13 protein-coding genes are annotated in these 14688 nt (G+C 41.2%); 2 read left to right on the plus strand and 11 right to left on the minus strand.

Features of this window, described 5'->3' with window-relative positions; translation table 11 throughout:
* Window positions 1-115: 115 nt before the first annotated feature.
* On the minus strand, window positions 116-559 hold the full coding sequence (locus BK575_RS23890; RefSeq protein ID WP_078414062.1) for a YtxH domain-containing protein: 444 nt from the start codon (window positions 557-559) through the stop codon (window positions 116-118).
* A gap of 24 nt (window positions 560-583) precedes the next feature.
* Window positions 584-1063 carry a DUF948 domain-containing protein gene (locus BK575_RS23895; RefSeq protein ID WP_078414063.1) on the minus strand — a complete coding sequence of 160 codons (480 nt, stop codon included), beginning with the start codon at window positions 1061-1063 and terminating at the stop codon, window positions 584-586.
* 366 nt (window positions 1064-1429) lie between these two features.
* Here BK575_RS23895 and BK575_RS23900 point away from each other — a divergent pair, with 366 nt between their 5' ends.
* A complete protein-coding gene (locus tag BK575_RS23900) occupies window positions 1430-2545 on the plus strand; it encodes an aminopeptidase (RefSeq protein WP_078414064.1) in 1116 nt (371 codons plus the stop codon).
* A 267-nt stretch (window positions 2546-2812) separates the two neighbouring features.
* Here the strand turns inward: BK575_RS23900 and murC are convergent, their stop codons facing one another.
* The 8 genes from murC to BK575_RS23940 form a co-directional block, all read right to left on the minus strand.
* Window positions 2813-4111, minus strand: a complete 1299-nt coding sequence (gene murC / locus BK575_RS23905; RefSeq protein WP_078414065.1) for a UDP-N-acetylmuramate--L-alanine ligase — start codon at window positions 4109-4111, stop codon at window positions 2813-2815.
* 369 nt (window positions 4112-4480) lie between these two features.
* The gene (locus tag BK575_RS23910) at window positions 4481-5569 is read right to left on the minus strand and encodes a nicotinate phosphoribosyltransferase (protein WP_078414066.1); all 1089 of its coding nucleotides are present in this window, start codon (window positions 5567-5569) and stop codon (window positions 4481-4483) included.
* A gap of 298 nt (window positions 5570-5867) precedes the next feature.
* Window positions 5868-9203 carry a DNA translocase FtsK gene (locus tag BK575_RS23915; protein WP_078414067.1) on the minus strand — a complete coding sequence of 1112 codons (3336 nt, stop codon included), beginning with the start codon at window positions 9201-9203 and terminating at the stop codon, window positions 5868-5870.
* 312 nt (window positions 9204-9515) lie between these two features.
* Window positions 9516-10124: a YtpR family tRNA-binding protein gene (ytpR, locus tag BK575_RS23920; RefSeq protein WP_078414068.1), complete on the minus strand. Its 609-nt coding sequence runs from the start codon at window positions 10122-10124 to the stop codon at window positions 9516-9518.
* A gap of 17 nt (window positions 10125-10141) precedes the next feature.
* Window positions 10142-10936, minus strand: coding sequence for a DUF1444 domain-containing protein (locus BK575_RS23925; protein WP_078414940.1), 795 nt, complete (start codon window positions 10934-10936; stop codon window positions 10142-10144).
* A 25-nt stretch (window positions 10937-10961) separates the two neighbouring features.
* A complete protein-coding gene (locus tag BK575_RS23930; protein ID WP_078414069.1) occupies window positions 10962-11279 on the minus strand; it encodes a thioredoxin family protein in 318 nt (105 codons plus the stop codon).
* A 165-nt stretch (window positions 11280-11444) separates the two neighbouring features.
* Window positions 11445-11966 carry a DUF84 family protein gene (locus tag BK575_RS23935; RefSeq protein WP_078414070.1) on the minus strand — a complete coding sequence of 174 codons (522 nt, stop codon included), beginning with the start codon at window positions 11964-11966 and terminating at the stop codon, window positions 11445-11447.
* A 24-nt stretch (window positions 11967-11990) separates the two neighbouring features.
* The gene (locus BK575_RS23940) at window positions 11991-13064 is read right to left on the minus strand and encodes a M42 family metallopeptidase (RefSeq protein WP_078414071.1); all 1074 of its coding nucleotides are present in this window, start codon (window positions 13062-13064) and stop codon (window positions 11991-11993) included.
* A gap of 271 nt (window positions 13065-13335) precedes the next feature.
* On the opposite strand from BK575_RS23940, the gene BK575_RS23945 reads away from it, so the two are divergent.
* Window positions 13336-13638 (plus strand): PepSY domain-containing protein, encoded by a 303-nt coding sequence (locus BK575_RS23945; protein ID WP_078414072.1) that lies wholly within the window; start codon window positions 13336-13338, stop codon window positions 13636-13638.
* Between the two features lie 163 nt (window positions 13639-13801).
* Here the strand turns inward: BK575_RS23945 and BK575_RS23950 are convergent, their stop codons facing one another.
* Window positions 13802-14644, minus strand: coding sequence for a YtnP family quorum-quenching lactonase (locus BK575_RS23950; RefSeq protein WP_078414073.1), 843 nt, complete (start codon window positions 14642-14644; stop codon window positions 13802-13804).
* Window positions 14645-14688 lie beyond the last annotated feature (44 nt).

Raw genomic sequence — 14688 nt, forward strand, 5'->3', positions numbered from 1 at the left:
CTGGATCGCTCCTTGCGAATAAATAATATTGTAGCTATCATATCATCTTTATCCTTCTTCCCACAAATTCAAAGGCCTCATATCTACTAATGGATACGAGGCCCAAGAACAGCACTTACGGCTTCATGTTATATTCTACTTCATCAAAAGCTTTTTTTGCTTCATCCAACTTTTGTTGTATATCTTCTTTATCAGAAGAAGATGGTTGATTTTCGACTTCGTCCTCCAGCACTTGCAAGCTCGCTTCTGGTATTTCTTCCCCCGCTTCTTCGCCTGTTTTTTTCATTTTGTTTACCAGTTGCGTAGAATGCAGCGAAATAGTATCAGAGAGCTGGACTGTTTTATCTTTTGCGGTCACAGCCAAATCTTGCCCCTTCTCCAATGCCGATTGCTTCATTTGTTCCGTTTTCAAACGAACATATGTCGCTTGGTCATTAATATCTGAGCGCAGTTCTCTTCCCGATTTGGGTGCTAATAATAAAGCGGTAGCCGCTCCCACTAAGCCGCCAATTACCGTTCCTAATAAAAAGTCTTTACTGCTTAATCCCTCTTTATTCATGAACAATCCCCTCTTTCCTTATTGTTAAACGTACATCCTGGAACGATTCGTTCGTTCTTTTGATTGAATCGACTCCTTTTCTTTGACGTTTTGTTGCTTCCTTACCTTAATACGGTCCCAAATATCCAGAGCGACATTGCTCCATTGAACAACTTGGGCAACTGTTTCTTTATTGGACTCCACTTGGTCGGAAACCGTTTTGGAAACAGTTTGAATGGAGTTGTTTAACCCTTGAATAGAATGACCAACAACTTTGACAGAATCTACTACCGTATTCAACGATTCTGCTTTTTTTTGAATATCATCAGCCAGTAAATTTGTTTTATGCAATAATGCTGTCGTTTCTGTTGTGATGCCTATCATTTGTTTTTCAACACCTTCAAGTGTTCCCGCCACAGAATTTAATGTGCGCTGAACAGAGCGAAGTGTATTAGAAATAGAAATAACGAGATAGAAAAAAGCAATTGCGATAACTGCTGCACTTATGTAAAGAATGATAATCATACTGAAACCTCCTGATTGTCGTTACAAAAAGATACCCGTTTTCCTTTAAAATGAAACACATGTTGCTATTGTGCCGAATTGCTCCTAGTAATGTTATTAACTTCTTTTCGGCAAGCTATAACGAAAATCCTTTTTTCTTTCATTTTGGTATGGAAATTTCCAACAGTCAAGTGTAAACACAATACCCATATAGAATTCCTGTCCTGCTAAAGGAAATCGTATGGCATCCGAGAGGCTCACTGAGACCATGCCATTTAATTTCCTGAATTCTCAAGGCTCGTTTCCCTTACTTAATACAAAAAAGAAAGAATGGGTTACAATAAAGGGGCAAAGCTTGCTCATAATTAATAATTAGGAGGTAAAAACATGAAAGATTCCCGCATTGAAAAATTGGCAAAAAATCTGATTAACTATTCGATTCGGCTGCAAAAGGGCGAAAAGGTTCTGATTGAAAATTTCGGCTTACAACGTGAACTCGTAAACGCCCTTGTCAAAGAGGCATATGCAGCCGGCGGCTATCCATTCGTCTTATTAAAAGATCATTCAGTCGACCGTGCTTTGTTGATGGGGGCACAAGAAGAACAGTTCAACATGATGGCAGACTTCGAAGCAAATGTCATGAGTCAAATGGACGCCTATATCGGCCTTCGTTCAGGCGACAACATATTTGAGCATTCTGACGTACCAGATACCAAAATGAAAATTCACGGCAATACCATAGGGAAAAAAGTTCATCGTGAAATCCGTGTTCCTAAAACGAAATGGGTCGTTCTTCGTTATCCAAGCAATTCAATGGCACAATTAGCAAAAATGAGCACAGAAGCGTTTGAAGACTTCTACTTCGATGTATGCAACTTGGATTACGGTAAAATGGACAAAGCGATGAATGCATTGGTTGAATTAATGAACAAAACGGACAAAGTTCGCTTAACGGGAAAAGATACAGATTTAACATTCTCCATCAAGGACATTCCTGCCGTGAAATGCTCTGGACAAATGAATATCCCGGACGGGGAAGTGTACACGGCACCAGTAAAGAATTCGGTTAACGGGACGATTACATATAATACCGCTTCACCTTATCATGGTTTTACATTTGAAAACGTACGTTTAACCTTTAAAAATGGAAAGATTATAGAAGCAACCGCTAATGACACAGAACGAATCAATAAGATTTTCGATACGGATGAAGGGGCCCGCTACATTGGAGAATTCGCCATTGGTGTAAACCCTTTTATCCAGCATCCGATGCAAGATATTTTATTTGATGAAAAAATCGATGGCAGCTTCCATTTCACCCCAGGCGAATGTTACGAAGATGCTTATAACGGAAATCATTCTAATATCCATTGGGACATGGTAATGATTCAGCGTCCTGAGTATGGAGGCGGGGAAATTTATTTTGATGATATACTCATTCGCAAGGATGGACGTTTTATCATCCCAGAGCTCGAAGCCCTCAATCCTGAAAATTTGAAATAAACCTTTAATCAGCAATGCTGACTAAACAGGCTATCTTATTAGAAAAAATGCTCCTCCCGTTTATGGGAGGAGCATTTTTTCAATGGTAAGAACGTATAAAAATTAGGAGATGCTCCTCAAAATGAAGCAGTCGCCCCGCTCTTCTTATTGTCCAGCTGCGGCTCCTAATCTCTCGGCCATTTCACTCCTGCCTACGAAACCAAAAAGCGGTTTCTCAGTCAGAAGCTCCAATGTCTCTCAAGATTGAACAGTCGCCCCCACTCTTCTTTAAGCAAGCGTACTTTGATACAATTCTTCAAACTTCTGAATATCGCCCGCACCCATGAATACTAAAACGGCACCTTTATGATCTTTTAATACTTCAGTGGTTTCTTCCGTGATTAACTGTGAACCATCAATTTTTCCGATTAAATCATCAATGGATAATTTACCGTGGTTTTCACGTGCTGATCCGAAAATGTCACACAAGTAAACTTTGTCTGATTCACGTAAACTTTCCGCGAAATCTTCCAAAAAGGTTTGTGTTCTCGTAAACGTATGCGGTTGAAAAATCGCCACAATTTCACGTTCAGGATATTTTTGTCTCGCTGCAGAAATCGTTGCTTTGATTTCGGTAGGATGGTGCGCATAATCGTCAATTAAGACTTGATCTCCTACGGTCTTTTCACTAAAGCGTCGTTTAACACCTTGATACGTTTTCAAACGCGCTTGAATAACATGGACATCAATTTCTTCATAATGGCATAAAGCAATGACGGATAGCGCATTTAAAATGTTATGGTCGCCGTATCCAGGAATTTCGAAAGATGCGAAAAATGTATTGCGTACAAATACATCAAATGTCGTACCTGTTGTGCTTTTCACGATATTTCTTGCTTGAAAATCGTTCTCTTCATTAAAGCCGTAGTAAAGAACCGGCACTTTCGCCTGGATCTTTTGTAAGTGCTCATCATCTCCGCAAGCAATGATTCCTTTCTTTACTTGAAGAGCCATTTCTTGAAACGCACTAAATACATCATCGATATTAGCGAAATAATCCGGATGATCGAAATCAACATTCGTCATGATCGCATAATCAGGTGTGTAGGATAAAAAGTGACGGCGATATTCACATGCTTCAAACACGAAATATTTACTGTCTTCTACACCTTTTCCTGTGCCGTCTCCAATCAAATAAGAAGTCGGCTTTGCTCCCTGTATCACATGTGAAAGCATGCCCGTTGTGGACGTTTTCCCATGCGCTCCAGTTACGGCGATACTTGTAAAGCGTTCCATAAATTGTCCAAGGAAGCGATGATACCGAATAACCGGAACATCCTGTTCCAATGCTGCCTGAATTTCTTCATGCGTATCTGGAAAAGCATTTCCAGCAATTACGGTCATCCCTTGCTGAATATTTTCTTTATCAAAAGGTAAAATGCGAATTCCACGTTCTTCTAACGATTTTTGAGTAAAAATCGTTTTCTCAATGTCTGAACCTTGGACATGGTAGTTCATATCATGCAGGATTTGCGCAAGGGAGCTCATTCCCGTCCCCTTAATCCCAACAAAATGGTAAACTGTCATATAAAGAACCTCCAACATTCGTCTATCTGTAAGACAGTATATGACGGTTATCTAGAATTGCTCATTTCTTACAAACCCACTCTTATGTAAGTTGCTTTTTTAGATAATGTCTGAGCATAACATTTTTTCATTATATCACTCTTTAAACGATTACACCATGGAATTTAAAGTCAGCCATATGCTTTCATCTCTTATTCACCGGCAGTAACATTCATCACTGAATGAAGTTTCCTTTATGATATAGCTTCTCCTACCCGGTCTTTCCTTATTGCATCAGCTTGAAAAAAGTTCGTCCCATGTATCCATACAAAAGGGCAATGGAAGTTATGCAAATCCCTCAATTGATTCATTGTCCTTTGTTTAGTTATGTTAAATTTCTACTTTTTCCAGGCGGGAGTTCGGACGGTATTTTCTGCCCGCTTTCGCCTGATGTTCTCCATTCAGCAATACATTATCTCCTGTAAAACCGATATGAATTTTCAACAAACTGCTGCCCACCCCATAAATATCGACAGGTGCATGTTCAGCTTCGAATTCTTGAATGCGTTTCTCGTTAAAACCGCCGGTAACGACAATCTTCACATGTTCAAACCCTTCTTGATCCAACGCTTCTCTTAAGGCAAAAACCAGCTGAGTATTTACACCGCGAGGATCGAATGTTCCAAGTACTTCAGGATTTCTTACAAAATATTGGTCGATCATCGTGCGCGATGTATCAATACGAACGGCTTTTAATTTATCACCGAATTCATGTGCTACCTTTAGAGCATCTGTAATGACATCATTGTTATAATCGACCAGTACCATTAACTCATCGTCTGGAAATTTTGCATGATAAGCCCTTGTTGCCGCAACAATATCTCCGTTAAATAATTGAATAAGTGCATGAGGCATCGTTCCCATGCCTGCTTTTCCCCACCACTCATTCATCGCATGAGTGGCCTGTCCTGTCGAACCGCCAATATAGGCAGCATACCCGTCGCCGGCCTGTTGGGTAAAATGATCATCACGATCTCCCATAAAAATCACCGGTTTCTTTCCTGCGGCTTTGACCACATTGTAAACATTTGTGGCTACAGATGTTCTTCTTGCCAAAATTCCGTCAATAACGCCTTCCAAATAGCCAAAGCTTTGATAAGGCCCTTTAATCGTCAATACCGTTTCAAACGGTTTTATCTTATCTCCGTCTTTTAGAGAATGGATTTCCAGCTTCTCCGGCTCGTCAGCAAATGTTTTAATAAGAGCTATAACTTCATCCGTACCGCAAAGAACTGCATGCTCCTTTTGAAAAAACTGCATAGTGACCATATTATCCGACATAAAATCTTTTACAATTTCTCTCGTCTTTAAAAAATAAACGGCTGAAAACCAACCATCTTTTACCCGCTCATCAAATTTAAAAGTGCGATTCGTCAAACGCTTTATTTTACCTTGTAACTTGAGTTCAATTTCTTTCATTGCTGAAACCCCTTATTTACGAGACTAAAATTTTTTACATTATCTTTACATATAGTAAATCATTTTAAGATGGATGACAAACCTCTTTTTAGGAGAAAGGAGGAGGGAAGACCTTCCCTCCCCCCTTTTCCCTAAAGAACGGACGTCTATATAAGAGGTCATAAATTTCTTTGAAAACTATTCTAAAAAAAGCCGCAACGAAAAATAATCTTCATTTTCGTTGCAGCTTTTACACAGCTGTCACTATTAATTAACTTTGCTCTTACAGTTCAGGAAATGACGAACCAACTGAAGGACATCAGAACGACGAGCCGACATTTTGCAGTTCTATCAATTCGTCTTCCGTAATTAACACGTCTCTTGGCTTACTTCCTCTCGCTTCTGAAATAATCCCTTGTCCTTCCATCATATCAATCAATCTCGCCGCGCGATTATATCCAATTCGGAAATGGCGCTGCACGCTGGAAGTCGAAGCGCCGCCTTGACTTAACACGAACTCACATGCTTCATAAAATAATTCATCTTCTTCGGAAGAAAACTGTTGCTGCCGCTGGATTAAATCGTTTTGTTCAAATAAATAATTCGGCTTCATTTGCCCCTTTACATGGCCTACCACCGCATCAATTTCTTCATCAGAAACGAAATTCCCTTGAACACGAACACTCTTTGACGAACCGTTTTCAAGAAGCAGCATATCTCCTCGGCCTAATAATTTCTCTGCCCCAGCCGTATCAATAATTGTTCGTGAGTCGACTTGGGAAGAAACAGAAAACGCGACGCGCGTCGGAACATTCGCTTTAATTAAACCAGTAATGACGTCAACCGATGGGCGCTGTGTCGCAAGCAATAAGTGAATGCCGCACGCTCTCGCCTTTTGGGCAATACGACAAATTGCTTCTTCAACCTCGCCAGGTGATACCATCATCAAATCGGCTAATTCATCAATGATAATAACCAAATAAGGAAGCTCTCCGCTCTTTTCTTGATGCTGCACCACCTTTTCATTGTACTTTGTAATGTCTCTGACTCCCGTATGAGCAAACAACTCATAACGGCGTTCCATCTCTTCTACTGCCCATTTCAAAGCAGCTGTTGCAGCTTTGGCGTCTGTAATGACCGGACTGACAAGATGGGGGATACCGTTATATGGAGCCAGCTCCACCATTTTGGGATCGATAAGCATGAGCTTTACTTGATGCGGGGACGCTTTATATAGCAAGCTTACAATAATCGTATTAATACATACACTTTTCCCTGACCCTGTCGCTCCCGCTATTAATCCATGCGGCATTTTCTTCAAGTCCGTTACAATCGGTGTGCCTGAAATATCCAACCCCAGAGCGACAGCCAACGGGGATGAATGTTCTTGAAAAGCAGGCGTGTTCAAGATTTCCTGAAGAAGTACTGCCTTACTCTCACGGTTCGGCACTTCAATACCAATTGTATTTTTCCCGGGAATCGGCGCTTCAATCCGGATGTCTCTTGCCGCCAAACTTAATTTAATATCATCGGTTAAATTCGTGATTTTATTAACTTTCACCCCAGGCTCCGGATGAACTTCAAATCTTGTAACCGTAGGCCCTTGCGTTACATTGACTACCTTAGCTCGTACGTTGAAGTTTTTTAATGTCATATCGAGCAAATCTCTCTGTTCTTCCAACCATTGGAAGTCGTCTTCTTTTTCTTGCTTGGGAACATTTAAGAGGTTCATAGACGGAAACTCATAAACTCCCTCTTTTCGCTCTACTAAAAGAGGCGATGATGGAACTGATTGTTGTAAAGGAACCGCTTCTTTTACCGTCTCTGCGCGATCTTGATTTGAAAAAGAGGTAGCAGATTGGACGTCTCTCCCCCCGACTCCGCCTTTTAAAACGTCTTTGTTGACAGCAGTGTTCACTACGTCTTGTGAAGATCGCTGCGATAATGTCTTTTCTGCCAATCGCTGACGATCCTTTTTTAACATCATGACGTTGAATGGAACAGTGGAACGGCGCGGACGTTCTTGTTGTCCCACCTGTGAAGAGGCGGCAGAATGCGTTAATGATGGAGACTGAGAGAGTTCGTCTTCCCTTCTTTCAGAAGATGCCATGATTTCACCGGAATTTTGTTGTTCTAGGGGCTTAATAAACGGTTTTGCTTCTGTTTGTCGTTCCGTTCCCACCCGCGGCGCTTCTTCTGTTACAGGGATGAAAGACTCTCGTTTCTCCTCTGCTGCCGCCTCACTCGTTTCCACTCGCGGCGCTTCTTCTGTTACAGGGATGAAGGACTCTCGTTTCTCCTCTGCTGCCGCCTCACTCGCTTCCACTTGCGGCGCTTCTTCTGTTACAGGGATGAAGGACTCTCGTTTCTCCTCTGCCGCCGCCGCACTCGCTTCCACTTGCGGCGCTTCTTCTGTTACAGGGATGAAGGACTCTCGTTTCTCCTCTGCCGCCTCACTCGTTTCCACCCGCGGCGCTTCTTCTGTTACAGGGATGAAGGACTCTCGTTTCTCCTCTGCCACCGCACTCGTTTCCACCCGCGGCGCTTCTTCTGTTACAGGGATGAAGGACTCTCGTTTCTCCTCTGCCGCCTCACTCGCTTCCACTTGCGGCGCTTCTTCTGTTACAGGGATGAAGGACTCTCGTTTCCCCTCTGCCGCCGCACTCGCTTCCACTTGCGGCGCTTCTTCTGTTACAGGGATAAACTCTGTTTCACTTCTCTCTCCCATAATCGGAGTGGTGTTAGCCGACTTGTCCGATTTCACCCATTGCTCCGGTTCTATATATTTTTCTCTCTTATTGGGCTGCTCTTTATTACTTATTAATTCAACCTCTGCAAAACGCTCTTCATACGCGGGTTGCATAGAAGGTGATTTTGGCCTCAGTGGAGACATGATTTTCTCATATTTATCCGCAGCTTCTTTGGTAGCTGCGGCCTCTCGACTAAATGATGACATTTGCGAACCGTTTTGGAAGCCATTAAATAAATTGGATGAAGAAGGCAGCTCAAACTCGATCGGCTCGTTATACCGCTCTTCAGAATTAAAAGCAGTACGTTGTCTAAATCCGTAAACAGGAGAAGGTACTTCGGTAGGACGGAACGGGCGCGTTCTTGTATGTTCCTCTCTTTCACTTTTCTGTGAAATTTTTGGCGGATAATAAGCCTGCTTTTGTTCGCGAATGTCCCTTGGTGAAGAAGAAGCATGTCTTTCTCCTTGTATACTCCGCTGCAAGGAAGGAATCTGTTTTTCTTCTTGCACGCTTCGATGGCGATAGTGATTTTGCTTCTCTTCTTTTACATATTCATGTCGTAACGCCACTCTTGGCGGTTCGTCTTGCTCTATGTATGCCGGTCTCTCTGTTCTTCTCGGACGGCGCTCTTCCATCAATTCCTCATCGGAAATAAGGGGAAATCGAAATTTACCTTGGGGATACTGATAAGAAACTCGCGCTTCGACTTCTCTCCTCTCTTTCGCTTCATGAAAAGAAGATTGCTGCACTGAAGGGCTCTGCTTTTTCTTCTTTAATTCTTTCTCCAATTCTTTCTCCGGTCTGTCAATGATTTTTTTCTTTGATATCTTTCTTCCGTCTTTTTCAACAATTTCTTCCACTTCATAACCAAGAACATAGTCCATTACCTTACGAAACCAACCCAATCTTAATCACTCATTTCTTTATTGCATATGTTTTTATCATTCTATCTTAAGCTTTTAACGTCAACTTGATCCTGCGTTTAAGTTTTTGGATGTTAACATCCTCAATAAAAGGAAAAGTTCAAAACTGTATTCATATACGTATATTTTAGCACGATATATGGAAAGTAAAACCATAAAACCATAAAACCACCAGCTAATGCTGGTGGTTTGTTATTTTATCAAAATAATAGCTATTTGTTAATGACTTTTGCCGATTTGTAAAGGTTGAAATGTCCCTGTAAAAGAAGCCCTTTTAAATTCAAGTTTTTTCCTTTATTTCTGAACAAAAGGCTGGCCTACTTCGTATTCGTCAGATAAAACTAAAATCCCTTTTTCTTGCGGAGCATCCGGCAGGTCAAGCTCTTTTGCCGAACAAATCATTCCAGAAGAAGCTACACCTCGAAGCTCGGCATCTTTAATGACAAGGCCGCTTGGCATAACCGCTCCCACTTTTGCCACTACTACTTTTTGTCCTGCATCAACGTTAGGGGCCCCGCAAACGATTTGCAAGACTTCGTTCCCCACGTTTACCTTACAAATGCTTAGCTTATCTGCATTCGGATGTTTTTCCTTTTCATTGACATAACCCACGACAAATTTCGGTGATAAGTCTGCCTCTATACTTTGCTCAAAACCATTTTGAGCTAATGCTTCATTCAATTTTTGGATTAGCTCTTCCGTTATATCTACCGGACCGTTTCCTGTTATTGGTACATATTTGGATGCATCAAACACATTGTATCCTGCCGTTTCATTTTTATCCTCATCAAAGATACGAGCAATGTCTCCCTTTTTTTCAAATGTGCGTTTTTCCGGCTCAATATCTTTTAATGTAATAATTAACGTATCTCCAATTCCTTCTTTGTTGTAAAAAATGTTCATATGCAAATCCTTCCTTCTTACATTCTGCGATTTTTGCCCAATATGAAGATAGGCTCCAATTCCCCGTCTTCATACAAAAATGAAAGAGCCGTAATTGGTATGCGTCCATTCGTAAAAAAGCTCATTGTCATTTGTGCCAGTATGTCATAGCCAACCTCGTTTTGAATATCCGCAAGAATGAGGACATCCTGATGAGGAACAGCTATCGCCATCGTTCCTTTTAGCTTTTCAGAAAACTGCTTTAAAAAAGCATCATTTAAAATACGGCTTGCGTCATATCCGTCATTTGTATTGACAAAATAAAAAGTATTGCCTGCCACTGCGTCTTCCTTCATAGGAATATGTAACGAGCGTAAATTAAAGATAGAAACCTCCCTGATTTGCGCTTTCGTCCAGTTCTCTTTTTTCAACATCGCTTCATCGATTAAACGATATGTCTTGCCAAGGTCTAGTGCATAATAAACCCTCGTTTCAGCCGTATGTTCATCACATACAAGTTCAACGCCTTCCTCTGTTTTCATCGGAAAAGACGTAGAACGAATCACGGGGTAAATATGCTTTTGCTTCCCTTGTAATTCCTGCTCTTCATGCATGACCTGCAAAGCTTCCCTTATATAATAAATCATTTCATCGAGAGCCGCTTCTTTATTTTGTTCCCACTTTGCAATGAGTCCAGGAAGGGAGACGGTCGTGCCTTTTTTCGTTTCTTTATGTTCAATTCTTAATGTGTCTTGTTTTCGATCATACGAGAAACTCCATTGTGCATTCGCAAGGCGGTCTTCCAGAAGCTTCCTCATTTTTTGGCTCGTCATTTTCAACAATTATTCCCCCAATAGATCAGGCTGGAAGATTTTTAATAAATTCTTCAATCTGCTCTTTTGTTTTGCGTTCTTTATTGACATAGCGGCCTGTTTCTTCACCATTTCTATAAGCGACAAAACTCGGAATACCAAAAATGTTTAATTCCACACATAAGTCAATAAATTTATCGCGGTCTACATAATAAAACTGATAATCCTGATGGTTTTCAATAATCTCAGGAAGAACCGGATCAATAAAACGACAATCAGGACACCAATCTGCCGAAAACATCATAATATGTTTGCCAGATTGAATAATCTCTTTATATTGTTCAACAGATTCAATTTTTTGCATGATTTTTCTCTCCTTCAATCCAGTAACGGTTAATCCAATAAACATTAAAGGGCCAGCCATGATATTTATCCCACGTTAACGGTTGGTAAAAACTCGCTCATGGAAGTTTCCTTTATCAAATCATATACTTTCTTTCAATGCAAGCATCATACTCTACCGTATTGCTTATCTTTTTTCACTCGCTTGCTGCATATATTGTCCAATTAACATTTTAGTGATATGCGTAAACATGTCCGAACGATTGACATATCCGTTTGTAAATACCCCGATAGCGCCTCCTTTTTTACGCACATCCTTTTGTCCTGTATACTCCTCCATGATGGGCCCAAGCTTGATTCCTTCTCTTAATGGACGGGCAATTTCTTCGGGGAGCAAAATTCTCGCCCCACCTGCTAAAATCGTCTTATCCGCAGGCAAAGCTAACGCTCCCCAGTTACATAAAAACATACCGTACTTTGTTTCGACGACGCCTCCCTCTAATCCAATAGCCATATCCGCGCCCGTTTCGGCCAAAGTATTTTTCGCGCGGTTAATAGCCCCTTGAATGGTCTCCTCATCCGAAAAAGGCTGCTCGGATACACCTGAAGAGGCCTTTACAGCTGTTATTTGTGCATCTATGCTCAATAAAGCTTCTTCTACTGCTTTTATTTTCGCAGGATTCAATGTTCCGACTGCTATAAGAATCATCCTTCGTTCTCCCGTCCGCCTTTCCTATGACTGACTTTTAATCGTTTCTACCGTGGTTTTGTCTGATGCTTTAACAAGCCGGACTACCAGCTCTTTGGCTGCTGCATAATCCTCTACATGAATCATGGACGCATGAGTATGAATATAACGGGAGCAAATTCCAATAACAGCTGATGGCACTCCTTTATTGGACACATGTACGCGTCCTGCATCTGTCCCGCCTTGAGACACGAAATATTGATACGGAATATTATGAGTTTCTGCGATGTCCAATACAAATTCGCGCATTCCTCGGTGCGTCACCATTGTACGGTCGAAAATGCGCAGCAACGCTCCTTTCCCAAGTTGACCGAATGCATGCTTGTCGCCTGACATATCATTAGCAGGACTCGCATCAAGAGCGTAAAAAAGATCAGGCTGAATCATATTGGCTGCTGATTGTGCCCCTCTCAATCCCACTTCTTCCTGCACCGTCGCACCAGAATAAAGGACATTTGGCACTGGCTCATCTTTCACTTCCTTTAACAACTCAATCGCAAGGCCGCAGCCGTATCGGTTATCCCATGCTTTAGCCAAAATCTTCTTTTCATTGGACATTGGAGTAAATGGACAAATGGGAACAATTTGCTGTCCGGGCTTAATTCCCATTCGCTTTACATCTTCTTTGTCGTCCGCCCCTACATCGATCAACATGTTTTTAATTTGCATCGGCTTATTGCGTTGGGCTTCTTCTAATAAATGAGGAGGAATGGAAGCAATGACTCCTATAATTGGACCGTTATTCGTAATAATTTGTACTCGTTGAGCGAGCAACACTTGGCTCCACCAGCCTCCAAGTGTCTGAAAGCGAATAAGTCCCTGTTCTGTCACAGATGTTACCATGAATCCGACTTCATCCATATGACCCGCAACCATAACAGTCGGCCCTTTTATATCGCCCTTTTTAATACCAAAAATACTGCCAAGCCCATCTTGTACTACCTCATCGGCATACTTGGATAACTCGCTTCGCATAAATGCACGAACAGCATGTTCATTTCCCGGAGCACCCGGAAGTTCTGTTAAGGTTTGGAACATGTTCATCGTTTCTTGATTCATCGCCATTCTCCTTTGCTTATTTTTTATAAACCGGAACATAAGTCTTTATTTCTTTACCATTTAACATTATTTGATTGTACGACGTGCAAAAAAATTTGATATGTACTTTTTTACATCATGACTCATATTAATTTTACAAAAAACATGCAATCCGTTCCACTTTCTGTCTTGCTTTCTTTAACTCCCCTTAACAAAGGAAGCCCAATTTTGTATACTTTTCATAGGATTTGATCGTACATTTTTAAATATATATAGAAAGGGAAGCTGATCAATGAAATGGATAAATCTGTTGGCTGGTTTTGCAATTGGATTTACGGCAGCATATGCAATCAAACAAAATCGATCTTCTTTGTCCTCAAACGAAGCATTGGACATTGTAAAGCAAGCTTTTAAACAAAACGGCACGATTGACGGTTCATGGATCCATACCACCACAAAAATTCTCCAGAAACATGGGATGGTTTTTGAAGGATTTAATGGCGGCATAATTCGTACTGTTAACAATGAGCAAGAGCACTTTGAATTTTTCATCGATCAAAAAAGCGGAGCTATTTTGGAGTTAAACAAACTATAATACACCTAAATCATTCGACATCGGAGAAAAGCACCGATGTCGAATGATTTAGGTGTAAGCGGTTGACAGGCACCCTTTCTGGTGCTTGTCAACTGCTTATACGAGAACCTTTGTAGGCTGATTCCAGATGAAGAACAGAAATACATAGATAGGATAAAAGATCTTAACGTCTGCGTTCAATCTTTTCCGCAATTTCACCTTTTGCATCCCACTTTAATGCCCGGTAATAGGCATCATGGTAAAAGCTGAACCATGCATTGTGATCAACACCATATTGAATCCATTTTTGCTTTTGTTCGATAGATGTCATGGGGTAATCATCGTATGCCATGACCCAAAGCGGGTTTTGATGAGCATGTGTCGGTAAAATATCAGCAAGATGCAGCAACATTTCTTCTCCACTTTCAAGGACAATGATAGCATGCCCATTACTGTGTCCGCCTGTATGAATCATTTTAATTTCTTCAGTTACATCATATTGAGCAGAAAACGAAATGACTTGGTGTGCAATAGCTTGCCAATTTTCTTTCCAATATGTATTTCTTGAACGGATATTGGGCTCTCTCATTTCATCCCATTCGATTTTTGATACAATGATTTGGGCATTCGGAAATGTCGGGAATAATTCTTCTCCTTTTGAACTGGTCAATCCCAGCACATGATCAAAATGCAAATGTGTCATCAAGATTGTATCAATGTCTTCTACAGATATCCCTAACTGGTTCAGGCATATTTGTACGGACGATTCCTCTGTCACTCCGAAATTGCGCAGCTGTTTCTCAGATAAACGCCCCTTTCCCATTCCCGTTTCTACTAAAATGTTTCTTCCCTCTGCTTGAATTAAAAGAGGATCTGCCCTCAATTCAATTCGATTATCCTCATTTGCCGGATATCTCTTAGACCAAAGCGCTTTGGGCACCACTCCAAACATTGCTCCCCCGTCCAGATGGTTGTTCCCCCCGTTTAACCATGTCACCTTCAAACGACCAACCGTTAATGTTTCCATCTTCCCACCCCCAGTTTCATTTCTCTCTCATTGTATCATCCGTG

Source organism: Priestia abyssalis, from assembly GCF_002019595.1.
Lineage (GTDB): Bacteria > Bacillota > Bacilli > Bacillales > Bacillaceae_H > Bacillus_BA > Bacillus_BA abyssalis.

What these genes read in the sequence shown, in the direction of transcription:
- ytpR (WP_078414068.1), bottom strand. Translation starts at nt 10,124, where the DNA reads ATGAACATTTTTTACAACAAAGAAGGAATTGGAGATACGTTAATTATT.
- BK575_RS23945 (WP_078414072.1), top strand. Translation starts at nt 13,336, where the DNA reads ATGAAATGGATAAATCTGTTGGCTGGTTTTGCAATTGGATTTACGGCA.
- BK575_RS23950 (WP_078414073.1), bottom strand. Translation starts at nt 14,644, where the DNA reads ATGGAAACATTAACGGTTGGTCGTTTGAAGGTGACATGGTTAAACGGG.
- murC (WP_078414065.1), bottom strand. Translation starts at nt 4,111, where the DNA reads ATGACAGTTTACCATTTTGTTGGGATTAAGGGGACGGGAATGAGCTCC.
- BK575_RS23925 (WP_078414940.1), bottom strand. Translation starts at nt 10,936, where the DNA reads ATGACGAGCCAAAAAATGAGGAAGCTTCTGGAAGACCGCCTTGCGAAT.
- BK575_RS23930 (WP_078414069.1), bottom strand. Translation starts at nt 11,279, where the DNA reads ATGCAAAAAATTGAATCTGTTGAACAATATAAAGAGATTATTCAATCT.
- BK575_RS23935 (WP_078414070.1), bottom strand. Translation starts at nt 11,966, where the DNA reads ATGATTCTTATAGCAGTCGGAACATTGAATCCTGCGAAAATAAAAGCA.
- BK575_RS23910 (WP_078414066.1), bottom strand. Translation starts at nt 5,569, where the DNA reads ATGAAAGAAATTGAACTCAAGTTACAAGGTAAAATAAAGCGTTTGACG.
- BK575_RS23900 (WP_078414064.1), top strand. Translation starts at nt 1,430, where the DNA reads ATGAAAGATTCCCGCATTGAAAAATTGGCAAAAAATCTGATTAACTAT.
- BK575_RS23890 (WP_078414062.1), bottom strand. Translation starts at nt 559, where the DNA reads ATGAATAAAGAGGGATTAAGCAGTAAAGACTTTTTATTAGGAACGGTA.
- BK575_RS23940 (WP_078414071.1), bottom strand. Translation starts at nt 13,064, where the DNA reads ATGAATCAAGAAACGATGAACATGTTCCAAACCTTAACAGAACTTCCG.
- BK575_RS23895 (WP_078414063.1), bottom strand. Translation starts at nt 1,063, where the DNA reads ATGATTATCATTCTTTACATAAGTGCAGCAGTTATCGCAATTGCTTTT.